Source organism: Bacillus cereus group sp. MYBK5-2, from assembly GCF_051915685.1.
GTDB lineage: Bacteria > Bacillota > Bacilli > Bacillales > Bacillaceae_G > Bacillus_A > Bacillus_A cereus.
Genome location: NZ_JBQAFE010000001.1, coordinates 1,047,653 through 1,064,510, shown reverse-complemented (window position 1 = coordinate 1,064,510; position 16,858 = coordinate 1,047,653). Strand labels below are relative to the sequence as shown.

The window sequence follows — 16,858 nt, the reverse complement described above, 5'->3', positions numbered from 1 at the left end:
CAAGGAGGTTTTACCGTGACACAGCTTTCTCGAACTAAGACGGCCATAATCCTTACCTTCCTCGTTTTTATGTGGGGAATCAATTGGCCTTTATCTAAGTTTGCCCTGCATTATACACCACCCGTTTTATTTGCAGGCGTTCGAACTTTAATTGGAGGATTCATTTTACTCCTTTTCGCTCTACCCAAATATAAAGAATTACATTTAAAAGAAACGTGGCATTTATACGTTATTTCTTCTTTACTTAACATCATTATATTTTACGGGTTACAAACTGTTGGTCTTCAATATATGCCTGCTGGTCTATTTTCGGCTATCGTATTTTTACAACCTGTTTTACTTGGTATTTTCTCATGGATATGGCTTGAAGAAGCAATGTACGGTTTAAAAATTTTCGGGCTTGTACTCGGATTTATTGGTGTAGGTGTTATTAGCTCTAGTAGTTTAACTGGACATATTTCTGTCATTGGCATTCTTCTTGCATTAGGATGTGCGATTGGCTGGGCACTTGGAACAGTATTTATTAAGAAAACTGGTCACCGTGTGAATGCCATTTGGATGGTAACAATTCAGCTTCTTATTGGTGGTCTTTGTTTAATCGGATTTGGCTCAGAATTTGAAAGTTGGTCTAGTATTGCTTGGAGTATGCCATTTGTTAGTGTACTACTCTTTATTTCATTCTTTGTTATTGCAATGGGGTGGCTTGCATACTTCACACTCGTTGGAGCTGGTGAAGCGAGTAAAGTAGGGGCTTATACATTCCTTATTCCCCTTATCGCTATTATTGTAAGTTCAATCTTCTTACATGAAGCCATTACAATGAGCTTATTTATTGGCCTATTATTTATTGTTGTGAGCATTTGTTTTGTAAATATAAAGCCGAAAACACTTGCTGTAAGGCAGCAGGTTGAAGTGAAATAAATATGAGAAAGAGCCTGCTATTTGTAGGCTCTTTTTTATATCTTATTTTTTACGACGCACTACAAAAACACACGCACCTACCGAAGATACAATTGCCAAAATAGATAAAACAATCGCTATCAATTGCATATTACTAGTACCTTTATTCTTTTCTACATTAGATACTTCACCATGTTCTCCTGTTAATGACGTACCTTTTGCAATTGTAGTAAGTGAATGCGGTTTTTCAGCTCTCTCATCGCCTGTCCATTCAACAATTTCTCCGTCTTTATATTGTTGATATGCATCCCAAGCTATTTTTTGTTCTTTATCCGGATTTTTAGCGACGAAAGTAAATCGCTGGAACTGACCGGGTAAAATCCCTTCTCCTATTGCTTCCCATACTACAGTTTTCACTTTTCCGGCATTATCTTTTTGCTCTTCCATTTTCCACCCTGGCACTGGTTCATACTGTTGGAATTCCACACCAGACGGTATTTTCAGTGTAACTTTTGTTGTTGCTATATTCTTTTCAACTGGTACTTTTATCGTGTAAGTCTCCCAAGAACCGATGTCAGAAGTTGCTGGCTTCACAGTAACGTGCGCACTAACAGGTAACGAAAACATTCCCATTGCAATTACTGTTGCGATCATTGTTGTTCCTAATTTTTTTATGCGTTTCATTTTCAATTAGCTCCTTTTTATCTATACCTACTCTTTATCCCGCTATTCGCCGGGTAGCCCAATTGATGAGGGCTGCTTAAAGTTTCACTTTATCTGCCACCTACAATAAATTTATAATCCGTATCGAAGCTATCAAGCGGTTTCGTTAATCCATGTACTTGTATATTCCAGTTTCCTGTCATGTTAATATACATACCTTCTGCTTCATATTCTCCCGGTGAAACTGCCGAAACTTTAAATGATCCTTTTCCCATATTCATATCTAACGATTGAGTCGTTAATATAATTTGTTCCATATCAGTAACGGGTTGTCCGTTCTCATCCTTTAAAGTAATATGGAATATATTTTGTCCTACTCTATTAGGACTTACATTTAGCGTCATTTCATATCCATTATCTAATTGTTTACTCTCTGTAAAAGGTCCAGTAGGAGGCATCGGTGGTGTTTGTACGTTTGTCATAAAAGCTACGATTACGAAAATGATAATTCCAATGATAAACTCTACTTTCACCGTAGCACCTAATCCTTGCTGCGCTCGCATTCTCCCTTTCATATAATGAATAATTCCCAATATCCCCATGAAAATGAATAAAAGTATCTTTGTTAATAAAGCCAATCCATACTTCGTATCAAATAACGAGTGGATTGTTGGAATAAAAAATGTACTGTTAAAAAGGCCTGTTATTAAAATCACGATAACAGCACCTGTTACCCACGGTGAAAAACGCTTAATCATATCCCAATACATATGCCACTTGTTATCCTCTTTACGTAAAAGAAGAATAATAGATGATAAACCACCAACCCATAATGAAGCTGCGAATAAATGTAGAAAATCCATAACGACAGCAATCTCTTTAAACTTTAAACCATATGCGTGACTATTAAAGGCTTTCATAACAAGTAACCCTATAAATAATAGTATTGGAATACTCCATACTTTAAACGACGAATACTTCTCATGCTTCACCGCAAAATACGTAACAATTATAAGCGTACTAATGAGAACCATTTGAGTAATCCATACATAACCAAAAACAGAAAGCTGTAATGTTTCTTTTAATAGTAAAGGGTTGAATGCTTCTAGCCACGAAACATCAGCATTTATTTTCGCTTGCAGTGGTAGATTGAATAACAAGCTAATAAATATCCCTAATAAGGAAATCCATATTATGTTCTTACTCCTTGATCGAACCGAGGTTGCATTTCCTTTATACATAATAAGATTAAAGAATAGCACTCCTATAAATAGTGAGAAACTTGTATATAAAATTCCACGTTCCATGATCATATCAATTTGCGGAACATACCCCATCTCTTCCACTTGTACATCGTCTGTTTCCGCTTCCGCTAATCCAATACGGAATGGAATAACCCCTTGAATTGGATGTCCATCAGCTGAAATTGCTTTCCACTGAATAGAGTAGAGACCATTTTTGAGGTTTTCTTTTAATCCGGCTTCTAATAGTTTTTTATTTTTTGTATCAATATGAGCATCTTTTAAATCGACCCTTTTACCTGATGTATCTCTCACGTACAATGTATTAAAACGTGAAACTTGTATGTCCTCATCGAATTCAATTTTTACAACAGATGGTGCTCTCTTCAACGTTTCATTTTCCATAGGGTTTGATTTCACAACGTACGCATGAGCAGATGCACTTTTCGGTATCAATATGATAAGCACACATGCAAGTAATAACCATGTCCCTAATCTTCTCATTACTTTCACACTCATTTCACTTCTTTCTTCCTCATTGCTCTATTTTCACTCCTTTAACTTCCAAAGTTTGATTCTCGGGCGAAATATTAACCTGATTAAATATAAAATTCTATAAAGTATGACTCTTTATTTCTCTTCCACCTCTAAACTTCTAATATAATAGTAACTATCACAATAGATACAACTTACATTTTTAAAGTCAATTGTTATTATATCATAAAATATATTTATGTAAGTTATCAAAGAAGAAAAGTTATCGTGAATCATTTGTGAAGAAAATGTGAAATACATAAATAAAAAGGTATTACGTTATTACGTAACACCTTTAAAAAAATATCCCTCTTCTATTTCTCTTCCGGATAATCACAATACTCGATAATCGTTCCTTCTGTATCCGCTGGGTTAAGATAAATTAACCTTCTACCGTGCTTATTAATGCGTAGTGTATGCTCTAATGTCCGAATACCTTGTTCTTTTAACTCTTCTAGAGCCACATCTAAATCATCGACACGATACGCAACGTGATGTACACCTTTACCTTTTTGTTTTATAAATCGGGCAATTGGTGAAGTGGTGTTATTTGTCGGTGCAAGTAATTCAATTCTATCTCCATCCACTTCAAGAATGGCTACTTCACTTTCTACACCTGTTGCCTCACTTACGTAACGATCTATTAATTCTCCTGATAGAACCTGTTCATAAAAACGTATCGTACTATCTATATCACGAACTGCGATTCCGATATGATCAATTGTTTTTTTCATTTTATTTCCCCTACTACTTTATTTTTTCTCATTATTAATAGTAACAAAAAAAGCTATAGAAACAAGTTCTATAACTTTTTTTATTTAACCTATTTTCTTATCCGCTCTAGTTGCTGGTTGAACTTGGTTTTTCACTTTTAAAATGCTAAGTCCATATCCGATAAATCCACCGATAATGGCTGGGAAGATCCAGCCTAATCCTACTTCCTGCATCGGAAGGAATTTAGTGAACACTTGGCTTACTACTTCAATGTTAACTCCAGCTGCACTTAATCCATCGAATAAGCTGATGATAAATGTTACGATTAAACTCACTTGATAAACTTCAGCTCTTCCTTTGAATAATGAATGGAAGAATGTTAAGAAAATCAATACGATTGCTAGTGGATAAATTGCTGTTAATACTGGAACAGAAACTGCGATTAACTGTGTTAATCCTACATTTGCAACAATTGCACTAAATACACATAGCGTGATTGCAATTGCTTTGTAAGGAACATTTGGGAATAACTTATGGAAGAATGAAGAACATGCTGATACAAGTCCCACACTAGTTGTTAAACAAGCTACTGTAATCATTAATCCTAATAATACTCCGCCATATGATCCGAAATAGTAGTTAGAAACTTTCGCTAATACTTCTCCGCCGTTCTCTAAATGTCCAAGCTTTGCAACACTTGAAGCACCCATATAAGAAAGTGCTGTATAGATAATTGCTAAAATAGATGCTGCAATAATTGTCGCTTTTGCACAAACGACCATAATCTGTGTTTTCGTTTTCGCACCTTTTTCTTTAATAGCATTGATAATGATAATCCCGAATACGAATGATGCAAGCGTATCCATCGTTAAGTATCCTTCTTGGAATCCTTTAAAGAATGCATGTGATGTATAAGCTTCCACTGGTGCTTGCATATCTCCAATCGGATGTATAAAAGCAACGATTACTAAAATACCGATGAAAGTCAACTTAATTGGTGTTAAGATTTTTCCAACAATATCGACAATTTTCGCGGGATTTAGCGAAAAAAAACAAGTGATACTAAAGAATATAATTGTGAAAAGAATTAAAGGTGTAGAACCTACTCCTTCTGGCATAAACGGTTTAAGACCAATTTCATAAGAAACATTTCCTGTTCTCGGTATTGCAAATAACGGACCAATCGCTAAGTATAAAACTGTTGTAAACACAATCCCAAACACTGGGTGAGCACGACTAGCTAACGACTGCAAATCATCTTTACCTGAAAAACCAAATGCTAGCACACCTAGTAATGGTAATCCAACACCAGTTACTAAAAATCCAGCGTTAGCAATCCATACATTCTCTCCTGCTGATTGACCAAGCATCGCTGGGAAAATTAAATTTCCCGCTCCAAAAAATAGTGCAAATAACATTAATCCAATAACTACTATGAACGAAAACGGTACTTTATTCGCCATAATATAACCCCCATTCAAGTTTCCTTATCTCATTTTCCAATTTTAACTAATTGAATTTTCTGAATATTTAATTTAAGTATCAACTATTCTTGAACTCATTATAGTTTGCTATATAATATTTTGCAATACTATTTTCGAACTTTTCTTTTATTTTATAAATATACATTTTTTAACATGAAAAATAGACTAAAAAACCAACATGGTCATCCATGTTGGTTTTTCCATTTACTATCATGAATTAAAATTTTGCTGCTACTTTTTTAACGTTTTCTAGACCTTCTTCAACAATTTGTTGTGAACGATCTGGATATTGATTGTGTCCTTCAATTACAACTGTCTCTGGATTTGTAATTCCCCAGAATCCAAGTACCGTTGTTACGTAATTAACTGCCATTTCCATAGGAGCCATTTGCTCTGAAGAGTAATCTGAACCACGAGCACCTAACACAACTACTTTTTTACCACCAACTAAACCTTCTGGGCCATTTGCTGTATATTTAAACGTTTTTCCAGCTTGAGATAAGTATGAAATATATGTGATTAATGGCGCTGGTACTGTAAAGTTCCATAATGGGAATGCAAATACAACCTTATCAGCTTCTAAAAACTGATTTAAATATTGATCTACTGTAGCAACTGCCTTCTCTTCTTCAGCAGTTAACTCCATGCCTTGGCTACGTTTATATCCACCTGAAATCGCGATATTTCCGTAATAAGGAAGATCTAATGCAAATAAATCTAATTCCGTAATTTCTGTATTTGGATTTGCTTCTTTATAAGTACTTACAAATGTTTCATACATTTTTGAACTAACTGCTTGCTCCGCTGGACGATCGTTTGCTTTTACAAATAATACTTTTGACATTTTTTTATTCCCCTCTACATTCGTATTTTCTTCTTTTTTACCAAATAATGAGCTAAATAGTCCCATTTTCTTCACCTAATCTTTCTTTTCATATTCATTATTCATCATCATAAAAATTCTTATTCTAAGAAAAAGTTCCAATAGATACCTTAAGTTACGCTATCATAACTTTTTGTTATTTAATTACCTTATGTAAGTGATTGTAATATAGTCACTTACTTTAGTCAAGTAACTTTTAATAAAAAATAAAATCTCAACTTAAAAATATTAACTAAAATACAATTGAACACCAAATACATCTTTATTACTTGTATAATAAACTTTGAGAGGAAAATTCATATATAGAAAGGATTTATTCATGAGCACTATAGAAAAGCTTCAAACTTTTATTATTCTTTTTGCTGTTACATGCGGCATCGTACTCGGACAATTTAATATGATACATACGTATTCAGACAAATTTATTGTCCCCTTCTTATTTTTCATGCTATATGGATTATTCCTCAGCATTCCATTAAAAGAAATAAAAAACGGATTTCGCAATTTAAAATTTGCTGGAACAAGTCTTACTATTAACTTCTTATGGACACCTTTACTCGCTTGGGGGTTAGGAGCACTATTTCTTTCCGATCATCCAGCACTTTGGGTTGGATTTATAATGTTAATGGTTACTCCATGTACAGATTGGTACTTAATCTTTACTGAAATAGCGAAAGGTAATGTAGCACTTTCTACTGCAATTTTACCTGTAAATTTAATTTTGCAAGTACTGCTCCTTCCCATTTATTTATTTTTATTTGTTGGTGTCATGAAAACTGTAGCGATTTCTGTTTTAGTAGAAAGTATTGTTATCGTAATCGTCTTACCATTTATACTTGCACACGCTACAAAGTTCATTATGAATAAAATGAAAAAAGCTGAAACTCTCGAGAATAAACTCATTCCGTTTTTCAGCTCTGCTCAAATTGTATTTTTAAGTTTAGCAATAGTAGCGATGTTTGCATCACAAGGTAAATATTTACTGCAAAATATGAATGTCGTTTTATTATTACTCGTTCCTGTTCTATTGTTCTTCATCATTAATTTCTTACTAGGACAATTTATCGGGCGCATCATGCATTTATCTTACAAAGATACAGTAAGTCTAAGCTTAACAACGTTAGCAAGAAACTCACCTGTTGCACTCGCTATCGCTGTGACCGCTTTTCCAGACGAACCTCTTATCGCACTTGCACTCGTTATTGGACCATTGATTGAGTTACCGGTACTAGCTTGTGTGTCACAAGTTTTGTTGCTTATTAAGAAAAAACGGCAATATGCATAATAAAAAACGTCCCATTTTGGGACGTTTTTTATTATGGAAAGATTACATACAACACTTACTTCTTATTTATCAATACAAATGAAATTACCGAAACTACAAACGTAATAATACCAATTATAAATTGATCGGCTCTAAAAATTTTATATGTTATAGAGAATTAACTTTTCGTTACATTAACAGATCCTTTCTAATTAAAAATGATAGGAAACGTAAATATAACGAAAGCTGCCCAAAGTCCGTATATTGGCAAATACTTCGTAACGGCATCTTGGATAGCTTTTGGTCCTGATTTATTTTGCAAGAAACGCATATAGGAAAACATAATCCAAATTAAATTTGCCCAGACCAGTATGTTTACACCTAAAACAGCAAGTCTATTAGGTGTAATCCCGTAAGAAGAAAGTCTGAATACTATGGCTGACAATGCGACAGTGTCAATAATAAGCGCCAGAACAATTAAGGAAAAATTTATATAATCTGAAATGTTCTTTTTCTCGTCCGAGTCACTCTCAACGATAGAAAATATAGTAACAGCCAATACGCCAAGCAGTATTCCGTTGAAGGCCATTAGGAAATTGCGATCCAAGAATGGATTTTTTCCGACCCAAATTACCGTTATAAGATAGATAAGCAAGGTAATCAGGACGAGAGGACTAAAAATTTTAGATATGTATGGTGTAATATTTTTAGCAAGCTTAAGATTCATTGATACTAAGTATGCAGTCACAATAGCGAGAGCCGCTGCTCCAAATAAAACAACATTACTAAAATAGAATTCTCCTATATCTAAGTCAACAAAGCTAAATAAACGCATGGTGAATACCGCAAGTATCATTCCGCTCACTGCCATGCTCCCGTAGAGAAGACAATATTCTAAATTAAATTTAATATAGGCTAATCTTGTACTGCCTTTTGAATATTCATTTCCTGTAAATGCAAGCCCTACTAAGCCCCATAAAAATATAGGAAGATGTAAATACACAAGTATGGTACTGTCTTTATAATTTACTGGCAGCGTATTAAGATAATACCCGGAAATTAGGAACAACGCTGCAAGGGAATAAATAATACTTTTTTTCGGAGTATTATTGTAAACAAAATAAGCAGCAATAAAGGGAATTACACCAAAAGCCAAATTAATTGGAGCAATTGCTTCCTGCTCAACAAAGTGGAAAATGATTCTAGTGCTTATGCCGGCCAGAATAGCTAAAAGGCCCATGAATAAGAAACCTTTTTGAAACAAAGATGTTTTTTCTTTATTTACCTTCTCCTTGAAATGCAACCTTTCATACCAAGCAGCTAGAACCTGGGAATCAGGATTTTGGTCCCATGCTTGTGAGAATGATTTTTTAAAAGCTTTCGGATCTTTTCTATACATCTTCTCCAACTCATGAGGGTTATCCATATTTTCGATAATCAAATTTTGATTGTTCATAATTTTACCTCCTCTAATAAAAAACAGCTTTGTTACCTTTCTATAAAAAGCATCTCACTGATTTATTATGATAATGATTTTAATACACAATTTATTGTTTTACAATAAATAATTATCAATTATAAAGATTTTTTTATTGTATATTTCATTTCAAACAAAAATATATAGTACTACTTATTCAAAAAAATATCCTATAGAATAGACTTTTTTAAGCGTCTATTCTATAGGATATTTTTTAATTATCATATTTTTATTTGTTAAAACAACTTAATTCTCAAACACAAAATTAATCTTATTATCTTTCCACTCTAACTTCGCATCAAATGTTTTCTCGCCCTTTTTAAAGCCTTTAATTAAATCGGTCTTTTCACCTTTTAATAGCTTTGTCATATTCTTTTGCGAAATTGTTTTACTTAATATTTTCTTCGAGATGGTAAAGTCACATTGTGTCGTGTTGTAATTAGAACAGCCGTAAAACGTTGACTTATCAATTACATCGCCATCACATTTTTTACAGCTACCAACCTTTTTACCTGTTGTAAATTTCGATCCTTTTCGCTCAATCGATTCAACATGCAATCCAGTAAAGTCCCATTTCTCTGACATTTCCACTGCATCTTCAATAATTTTAGCTGATAGCTTTTTCGTCTGTTCCATAAATGTAGCTGGTGAAGCTGTACCTTCACCAATTTCCGCAAGACGTTGTTCCCATTTCGCAGTCATTTCTGGTGAAGCTAGTATTTTGTCACCAATTGCGGTAATTAATACTTTTCCTTTATCAGTCGCATACACTTGGTTTTTCTTTACATCTATATACTTACGGTCTTTCAGCATCGTAATAATACCTGCGCGAGTCGCTTCCGTACCTAAACCTTCTGTTTTCTTTAATACTTTCTCCAGCTCTTCATTCTCTAAATACTTACCAGCTGTTTTCATTAACGTAATAAGTTGTCCTTCTGTATAGCGCTTCGGTGGCTGTGTTTTTCCTTCTTTCACTTTCACCTTTACAACTTTTCCTTCTTCGCCTTCAGCTACAATTGGAAGAATGGTTTCGTCATCTTTATCGTCTTGGAAAATAACTTTACGCCAACCTTCTTGAATTTGCTGTTTTCCTTTTGAAATGAATTCAGCACGTTCATCTACAAGCGTAATGATTGTTGTATAGTCAAAGATTGCAACTTCATAATGAGCTGCAATAAGCCTTCTTACGATCATATCGTATATTTTCTTTTCATCACCTGATAGTCTGCTTGGGTTTGTAACTTGCTCTGTCGGAATAATTGCGTAGTGATCTGTTACTTTCTTTTCATTTACATAACGCTTGTTATTCATAATGGATTCAACCGGAGCCGGTAATAAGCCTTTATATTCATCAAACTGACTTAACTTCTGTAAAATATCAGGGAACGTCGCTGCTTCTCCTTGTGTAACATAGTTAGAATCTGAACGTGGATAAGAAACAATCCCTTTTTGATATAGTGCTTGCGTTATATCAAGCGTCTTTTTCGGTGAAAACTTAAAGGCTTTATTTGCCGTTGCTTGCAGTGATGATAAGTTAAATAAAAGCGGCGGCTGAAACTCTTTACGCTCCGTTTTCATTTCCTTCACAACAGCCGGTTTCCCTTGGCAAAATGCCGCAATTTTATTCGCCATATCAGGGTCTTTTAAGCGGGATTCATTATCCTTTTCCCATTTCCCGTCATATTTCTTTCCTTCTATATTAAAGGTTGCAAACACTTCCCAGAAAGGCTCTGACTTAAAGTTTTCAATTTCTTTCTCTCGCTTTACAATCAATGCTAACGTTGGTGTTTGGACACGACCAGCAGAAAATACATCATTCATTCCTTTTTTCTTTAACAAAATACTAAAGACACGTGATGCATTCATACCAACAACCCAGTCAGCGCAAGATCTTGTGTATGCTTCGTAATACGTATTAATTGTATCTGATTCATCAAGTAGATTTTTAAATCCTTGGTAAATAGCTTGCTTCGTTAAAGATGAAATCCATAGACGTTTCATCGGCTTTTGCACGTTACAAAGATTAATAATATTTCGTACGATCAGTTCCCCTTCACGCCCAGCATCTCCTGCGTGAATGATTTCTGTTACCTGTGGATTATGTAACAGCTGTTTCACAACGTTAAATTGCTTATACTTTGACTTTGTTACTTCAAATTGAAATCGTTCAGGAATCATCGGTAACGTATCAAGTGACCATTTTTTCCACTCTGCGTGATAATGCTCTGGATTACATAACTGCGTCAAATGACCAATTGCCCATGTACAGTACGCTCCATTTGGAAATAACTCATTCGCTTCTACTTCTAAATATCCATCTTTCCGGCGATATTTAAACTGTGAAACAAGAGCCAACCCTTGATCTGGTTTCTCGGCAATAATTAATTTCATTTTATAACTCCCTATCTGTATTCCAGTGTTACTTTCATTGTCTATATGTTTAGAAGCGATGATAAAACAACAATCTTATTTATCATTCGCGGTTTGTCTCGCAAATGGGAGACCTATAATATTATACGCTTATTCTTTATGGCTTCACAATAGAAACTCATAATATAACAATTTCTTTCACATGCTTACAATTAAAAAAGACGCCCTAAAAAATCAAGCGTTCCTTTGCTTACATCTATGAAATTGTGCAGATAATATGCAGATATAAATTATCATAAGTACACATATGATGAAATGAACGATAGGACAAGGAGGTATCATAATGTTTGCTTATACGTTAACTACCTTAACACTTTGCTGTACCTCAATTCTTATTACATCCAATATTTCTAAACGTAAGGGTACCCTAATGGAGTATATGGTATTTATTATGTCTTTTAGTATGAGTATCGGTTTAAGTATTGGTTTTTATTTAGGCATTCTCTTTAAGGGGGAATTACTATATTCTACTTTACTTGCTATTTTAATTAGTGGTTTTATCGGTTTTTTAGTGGGTCTACGTTTTCACCTATATACTGCTTTAGAAGGAATGTTTTCTGGATTAATGGCAAGTATGATGGGAGCAATGATTACAGAAATGTTAAATGCTCAACAAGCTCATAGTATATTGTTCATTAGCCTTTTACTTACTATAACAATAACTATGTCATGTATGATTCAGTTTTTATCAGAAAGTTTTTCTGCTGTTATTCAGCGACGTTTTCCATTATTACTCTCAATTGGTGTAGTAATTATCCTGACTATATTTGTAACGTTCCCAGAGCATATCCCGCCCACCTCTTCCACAGAAGAACAACATAAACATTAACAACTATAATCGATCCCCTCTACTATTTCATCATAGTAGAGGGGATCGATTTCATTATTTTTATTTCTTAACAGACAAAGATAAAAACACTTTGAATTGTTAGTTCAAAACTTCTAAATCTATGAAATTCTCTTTGCTTGAGAAAATATACTATTCCAGGTTGAAATAATAAAGCGAAACTTTAATCAGTAGGGGTTTTGTTCATCCCCACTGATTATCAGCCCTCACCAATCGGGCTTTTACGGGCAGTTGATCCCCAACCTAACTTCTTCGCTTTCGCTGAATTTTGAGACGTGGGGCTTACTGCCCGTTAATGCGGGATAAATTTTCAATTAACCAATATATATTTTTGGATCCATAGCATTGCTCTTCTTTGCATTCCATTCACCTTTATGGATTTCAAAATGTAAGTGCTGTCCTTCAGATTGTCCTGTATTCCCCATTATGCCAATTTGTTGTCCTTGCTTCACTTTTTGACCAGCAGAAACAGGACGACTCTTTAAATGAGCATATACAGTCGTATATGTTTGTCCGTTAATATTGTGAGAAATAAACACAACATTACCATAGCTTGTAGAATAATAAGAGCGAGTGATTACCCCCTCTGCGGCAGCAACAACCGGCACTGTTCCTGAAGCAGCAATATCTAATCCATGATGCATTTTCCCACCACGTTTCTCAAATCTAGAAGTATATCTTCCTGCAGCTGGTTGAATAAAGTCATTTGTTTTATTTACCTCTTGGGATTGCCGCCGCTTCTCTGCATCAGTCTCACTTGTTTTTGATAAAAATTCACTTAATACATAACCGTTTTTACCGTTGTAATTAATTTTCAACCAGCCATTTTGTTCAAATAGAACCTGTACTTTTATTCCTTTTGATAATGCACCAATTACACCATGATTTGTACCAGCGCCGTTTCTTACATTTAACACGTTTACGTTAACATAGTAGTCACCAACTGTTGCCCCAGTAGATAGATTACTAGTTTCAGGTTTTGATGGTGTACCTCCTTTAACGAATTTTACATATTCACTACTTACATAACCAGTTCTTCCATTATGATTAATTTTCAACCAGCCATTTTCAACGCCAGTTACTTGCAATATTCGTCCGTTTAATACACCACCAATTACACTATGGTAAGTAGCAGGGCCCGTGCGAACACGTAAAGAAGTAGCGTTTACAATGTATGTGCCGTCAGTTTGAACCGTAACATTCTTTTGTTGTTCATTTGTTTGGTCTACATTTGCATTAGAACCACTCTTTGAAATATAATCTTTACTAATATAAGCAGTTTGTCCACTATAGTTAATTTTGACCCAATCTTGAATTTCACCAGTTACTTGAACAACTTGTCCTTTATGTATAGAGCCTAAAATTGCATGGGAAGTACTTGGACCTGTACGTACGCGGAGAGAAGATACGTTAACTTTGTAATTGCCACTCGCTACTTGAACTTTTCCATTGTTATTGTCGCTTCCATTTGAACTACCGTCTATTACAAATTGACTGCTTACATAACCTACTTCTCCATTATGATTAATTTTCAACCAACCGTTTTCTTCTCCAATAACTGGTAAAGCTTTCCCTTCATATACGCGCCCCATTATTGCACTAGACGTATTTGGCTGTGTGCGAACACGTAATACATTAGCAGTTACAGTTTTACTACGACTCATGCTTACATTTGTCTTCGCTGATACATTATTTCCCGAAACAAATTCACTACTTACATAGCCAGTTTTTCCTTTATGATTAATTTTCAGCCAACTGTTTTCTTCTCCAATAACTTGTAAAACTTCTCCTTCATACACGCGTCCCATTATTGCACTAGACATATTTGGTTGTGTGCGGACACGTAGAGCATTTGTATTTACTGTTACTTGATTTTCATATTTTACTACATCAGTCGTTTGCTCATGCTTCGTGTCTTTTGGTATAACAGTATTTTTCGCTTGAGCAGTACTAATAAATACACTTCCTGTAACAGAAGCTACTGCTACACTAGCTAAAATCTTTTTCATAAGTACAAAACACCTTCCTATAAACACATTCAAGTATCATTATATTTTTCCCACTTAAACCATTCAGCAAAATTATTCTTTTACTTCCCATATTAAATTTCTAATCATTCACAATAATCTATATCTAGTAATAAAAGAAATTTAAATTCATAACACTCTGAAAATCCTCTCATTCTTTCAACCAAACACTACACAATGTAGTTTTAATTACCAAAAAAATACCGAAAAAATAATCACCTATAATTAATACTACAAAAATAAAAAAATCATAATTGAATCCTTCTTCATTTAACTCATAATTTTGCTTGAATATCTGACTTCTCCTTTCACACTACGAATTGTAGTATAAAATAAAAGAAAGGTCAAATATAAGTATTCAATCTTGCGGAACTACAATATAATACAATAAATTTATCCACTTCTAATCAAAAACCACCATGTTTTTTAATTCTTAAATAACAAAAAACATTCTCACCTTGTAAACTCTTTCTACAGGATAACCTTCTCGTATTATCTAAACTTTTATAAAAATAATATTCCCAATTCACAACATGACATATAAAAGCAGCAACCTATTAAGATAACTGCTTTCATCATTAATAAACTACATGATTTTCACATTATTCTGGTTTATTAGGAATATTAGGGTTTGGAACATAACCAGATTCATAATCTGTATAATTCACTTCCGTTACCATCCCTGCTGAAGCATGATGTAGGTCGTGACAGTGGAACATCCACTCACCAGGATTGTCTGCTACAAAGGCTACTTCATATTCTTCTCCTGGCCTCAAATTCAATGTGTCTTTAACAATCGGAGAACCTTCTATCGGTTTTCCATCTTTACTCAACACCTGGAAGAAATGACCATGTAAATGCATTGGGTGATCATCCATTTTAGAACGATTTACCAACTTCACTTTTACTAAATCACCCTTTTTTACTTGAATTGGGTCAATATCCGGAAATACCTTTCCGTTAATTGTATATACCATTTCATTTCCATTCATTTGCGTATTTAAGTCCATATTATATGTGGCAGTATACTCTTGATTTAACGGGAAACTTCCTAATTTTTTAGTACCATATTTCATGATATCTACTTTCGGTAATTTTTCTTTTTCGTCTGCTTTATCTTTCATCTCTTTGCTGCCATCATATTCAATAACAGCTTTCATTCCTTTTGCACCTTTATTTTTCGAATGGTCTTCAACATACCATTTCCCAGTTTTATTAGCAGTAAATTCAATATCATAACGTTCACCCGGTGCGATTGAAATTACTTTATCCTTTATAACTTTTGGATCATTTATTGGTTGACCATCTGTCGCAATTACTTTTATATCATGACCGTGAACATGTATATCATGTGATAGATAACCAGCATTAACGAGTCGAAGACGAACTTTATCTCCCTTATTCACTTTCAATGGCACTACTAAATCACCGCTTTTTCCATTGATTGTGAATAAATCATACATACTCATATCATGACCTTCCATCTTCATATTTCCATGGTCCATTCCTGCCATATTGCCAGAGTCTTTTTGATCACTGCCCATGTCCATACCAGAATGAGCCATGCCGTTCTTATCATCATTCTTTTCCTCATTTTCATTACCTTTAGATTTATTACCTATTTGCCCTTTTGTCATTTCTTTTAACTGCTTATTCATTTCTTCTTTATCTGTAACCCATTCATCCAACATTAATGTGTAATCTTTATCATATTTTTCCTTTGTATCTTCTACAATGAGCGCTCCATACAAACCTCTATCTAATTGATTTACAGAATCTTGATGCGAGTGATACCAGTACGTTCCTGGTACGTTCGCTTCAAATTCGTAAGTGAAACTTTTTCCTGGTTCAACTGCATCTTGTGTCACGCCTGGAATTCCATCCATGTTATTTGGGACAGGATATCCATGCCAATGAATAGATACTGGTGCAGATAATTCATTTTTTAATGTCACTTTCACCTTTTCACCTTTTTTCACCCGAATTTCTGGACCAGGTGATGAGCCATTAAATGTCCAGACTGGAACAATAACACCGTTACCTAACTTTTGCTTTTCTTCTTTCGCTACTAAAGTAACTTCTGGTCCTTTTTCAACCTTCAATGGTTTTGTAGCTGTTTCAGCCTGTATTGTTTTTTTATCTTTCATATTTTTATGATCATTTGTTGTATTTGTGGCCAAAGAACATGCAGCAATTAAAAATATTACAGAGACCGTAACAGCTGTTAATACAAATCGCTTCATGGAAAATCCCTCCTTTTTCTTTTTCAAAATCATTATAGAACTTGATTTTCAAGAAAATAAGGAGATGTAATTAGATAATACGTAAGCTAATTGGAAGATTACTAAAAGCGGAGACATTACAAGAGGCGAATATTTTAAAAATATAAAATAC

The 16,858-nt window shown here is 34.2% G+C and carries 12 protein-coding genes; 3 read left to right on the top strand and 9 right to left on the bottom strand.

What is annotated here, in order from left to right:
• Positions 1-15 precede the first annotated feature (15 nt).
• Positions 16-921: a DMT family transporter gene (locus ACTFP3_RS05700; protein ID WP_000192791.1), complete on the top strand. Its 906-nt coding sequence runs from the start codon at positions 16-18 to the stop codon at positions 919-921.
• Positions 922-963: 42 nt separating this feature from the next.
• Here the strand turns inward: ACTFP3_RS05700 and ACTFP3_RS05695 are convergent, their stop codons facing one another.
• The 5 genes from ACTFP3_RS05695 to ACTFP3_RS05675 all read right to left on the bottom strand — a co-directional run bounded on the left by ACTFP3_RS05695 (position 964) and on the right by ACTFP3_RS05675 (position 6,446).
• Positions 964-1,584 carry a YcnI family copper-binding membrane protein gene (locus ACTFP3_RS05695; protein ID WP_440009585.1) on the bottom strand — a complete coding sequence of 207 codons (621 nt, stop codon included), beginning with the start codon at positions 1,582-1,584 and terminating at the stop codon, positions 964-966.
• Positions 1,585-1,673: 89 nt separating this feature from the next.
• Positions 1,674-3,323, bottom strand: coding sequence for a copper resistance CopC/CopD family protein (locus ACTFP3_RS05690; protein WP_440009582.1), 1,650 nt, complete (start codon positions 3,321-3,323; stop codon positions 1,674-1,676).
• 329 nt (positions 3,324-3,652) lie between these two features.
• Positions 3,653-4,072: a VOC family protein gene (locus tag ACTFP3_RS05685; protein WP_000750856.1), complete on the bottom strand. Its 420-nt coding sequence runs from the start codon at positions 4,070-4,072 to the stop codon at positions 3,653-3,655.
• 84 nt (positions 4,073-4,156) lie between these two features.
• Positions 4,157-5,515 carry a branched-chain amino acid transport system II carrier protein gene (gene brnQ, locus ACTFP3_RS05680; RefSeq protein ID WP_001284786.1) on the bottom strand — a complete coding sequence of 453 codons (1,359 nt, stop codon included), beginning with the start codon at positions 5,513-5,515 and terminating at the stop codon, positions 4,157-4,159.
• 238 nt (positions 5,516-5,753) lie between these two features.
• Positions 5,754-6,446: an FMN-dependent NADH-azoreductase gene (locus ACTFP3_RS05675; protein WP_000522528.1), complete on the bottom strand. Its 693-nt coding sequence runs from the start codon at positions 6,444-6,446 to the stop codon at positions 5,754-5,756.
• 292 nt (positions 6,447-6,738) lie between these two features.
• Between ACTFP3_RS05675 and ACTFP3_RS05670 the strand changes: the two genes are divergently transcribed.
• Positions 6,739-7,704: a bile acid:sodium symporter gene (locus tag ACTFP3_RS05670; RefSeq protein ID WP_326036001.1), complete on the top strand. Its 966-nt coding sequence runs from the start codon at positions 6,739-6,741 to the stop codon at positions 7,702-7,704.
• 187 nt (positions 7,705-7,891) lie between these two features.
• Here the strand turns inward: ACTFP3_RS05670 and ACTFP3_RS05665 are convergent, their stop codons facing one another.
• Together ACTFP3_RS05665 and topB are read right to left on the bottom strand one after the other, a co-directional pair.
• Positions 7,892-9,139 (bottom strand): DUF4153 domain-containing protein, encoded by a 1,248-nt coding sequence (locus tag ACTFP3_RS05665; protein ID WP_326036000.1) that lies wholly within the window; start codon positions 9,137-9,139, stop codon positions 7,892-7,894.
• 267 nt (positions 9,140-9,406) lie between these two features.
• The gene (gene topB / locus ACTFP3_RS05660; protein WP_000766734.1) at positions 9,407-11,551 is read right to left on the bottom strand and encodes a DNA topoisomerase III; all 2,145 of its coding nucleotides are present in this window, start codon (positions 11,549-11,551) and stop codon (positions 9,407-9,409) included.
• A gap of 322 nt (positions 11,552-11,873) precedes the next feature.
• Between topB and ACTFP3_RS05655 the strand changes: the two genes are divergently transcribed.
• Positions 11,874-12,419, top strand: coding sequence for a hypothetical protein (locus ACTFP3_RS05655; RefSeq protein WP_025710121.1), 546 nt, complete (start codon positions 11,874-11,876; stop codon positions 12,417-12,419).
• Between the two features lie 332 nt (positions 12,420-12,751).
• Here the strand turns inward: ACTFP3_RS05655 and ACTFP3_RS05650 are convergent, their stop codons facing one another.
• Positions 12,752-14,446: an SH3 domain-containing protein gene (locus tag ACTFP3_RS05650; protein ID WP_326035998.1), complete on the bottom strand. Its 1,695-nt coding sequence runs from the start codon at positions 14,444-14,446 to the stop codon at positions 12,752-12,754.
• A gap of 620 nt (positions 14,447-15,066) precedes the next feature.
• Entirely contained in the window at positions 15,067-16,707 is a 1,641-nt protein-coding gene (locus tag ACTFP3_RS05645) for a multicopper oxidase family protein (protein ID WP_016122305.1), read from the bottom strand.
• Positions 16,708-16,858: the final 151 nt, after the last annotated feature.

Coding starts and splice junctions, on each gene's coding strand:
- ACTFP3_RS05665 (WP_326036000.1), bottom strand. CDS start 9,139: ATGAACAATCAAAATTTGATTATCGAAAATATGGATAACCCTCATGAG.
- topB (WP_000766734.1), bottom strand. CDS start 11,551: ATGAAATTAATTATTGCCGAGAAACCAGATCAAGGGTTGGCTCTTGTT.
- ACTFP3_RS05655 (WP_025710121.1), top strand. CDS start 11,874: ATGTTTGCTTATACGTTAACTACCTTAACACTTTGCTGTACCTCAATT.
- ACTFP3_RS05675 (WP_000522528.1), bottom strand. CDS start 6,446: ATGGGACTATTTAGCTCATTATTTGGTAAAAAAGAAGAAAATACGAAT.
- ACTFP3_RS05685 (WP_000750856.1), bottom strand. CDS start 4,072: ATGAAAAAAACAATTGATCATATCGGAATCGCAGTTCGTGATATAGAT.
- ACTFP3_RS05645 (WP_016122305.1), bottom strand. CDS start 16,707: ATGAAGCGATTTGTATTAACAGCTGTTACGGTCTCTGTAATATTTTTA.
- ACTFP3_RS05690 (WP_440009582.1), bottom strand. CDS start 3,323: ATGAGTGTGAAAGTAATGAGAAGATTAGGGACATGGTTATTACTTGCA.
- brnQ (WP_001284786.1), bottom strand. CDS start 5,515: ATGGCGAATAAAGTACCGTTTTCGTTCATAGTAGTTATTGGATTAATG.
- ACTFP3_RS05650 (WP_326035998.1), bottom strand. CDS start 14,446: ATGAAAAAGATTTTAGCTAGTGTAGCAGTAGCTTCTGTTACAGGAAGT.
- ACTFP3_RS05695 (WP_440009585.1), bottom strand. CDS start 1,584: ATGAAACGCATAAAAAAATTAGGAACAACAATGATCGCAACAGTAATT.
- ACTFP3_RS05670 (WP_326036001.1), top strand. CDS start 6,739: ATGAGCACTATAGAAAAGCTTCAAACTTTTATTATTCTTTTTGCTGTT.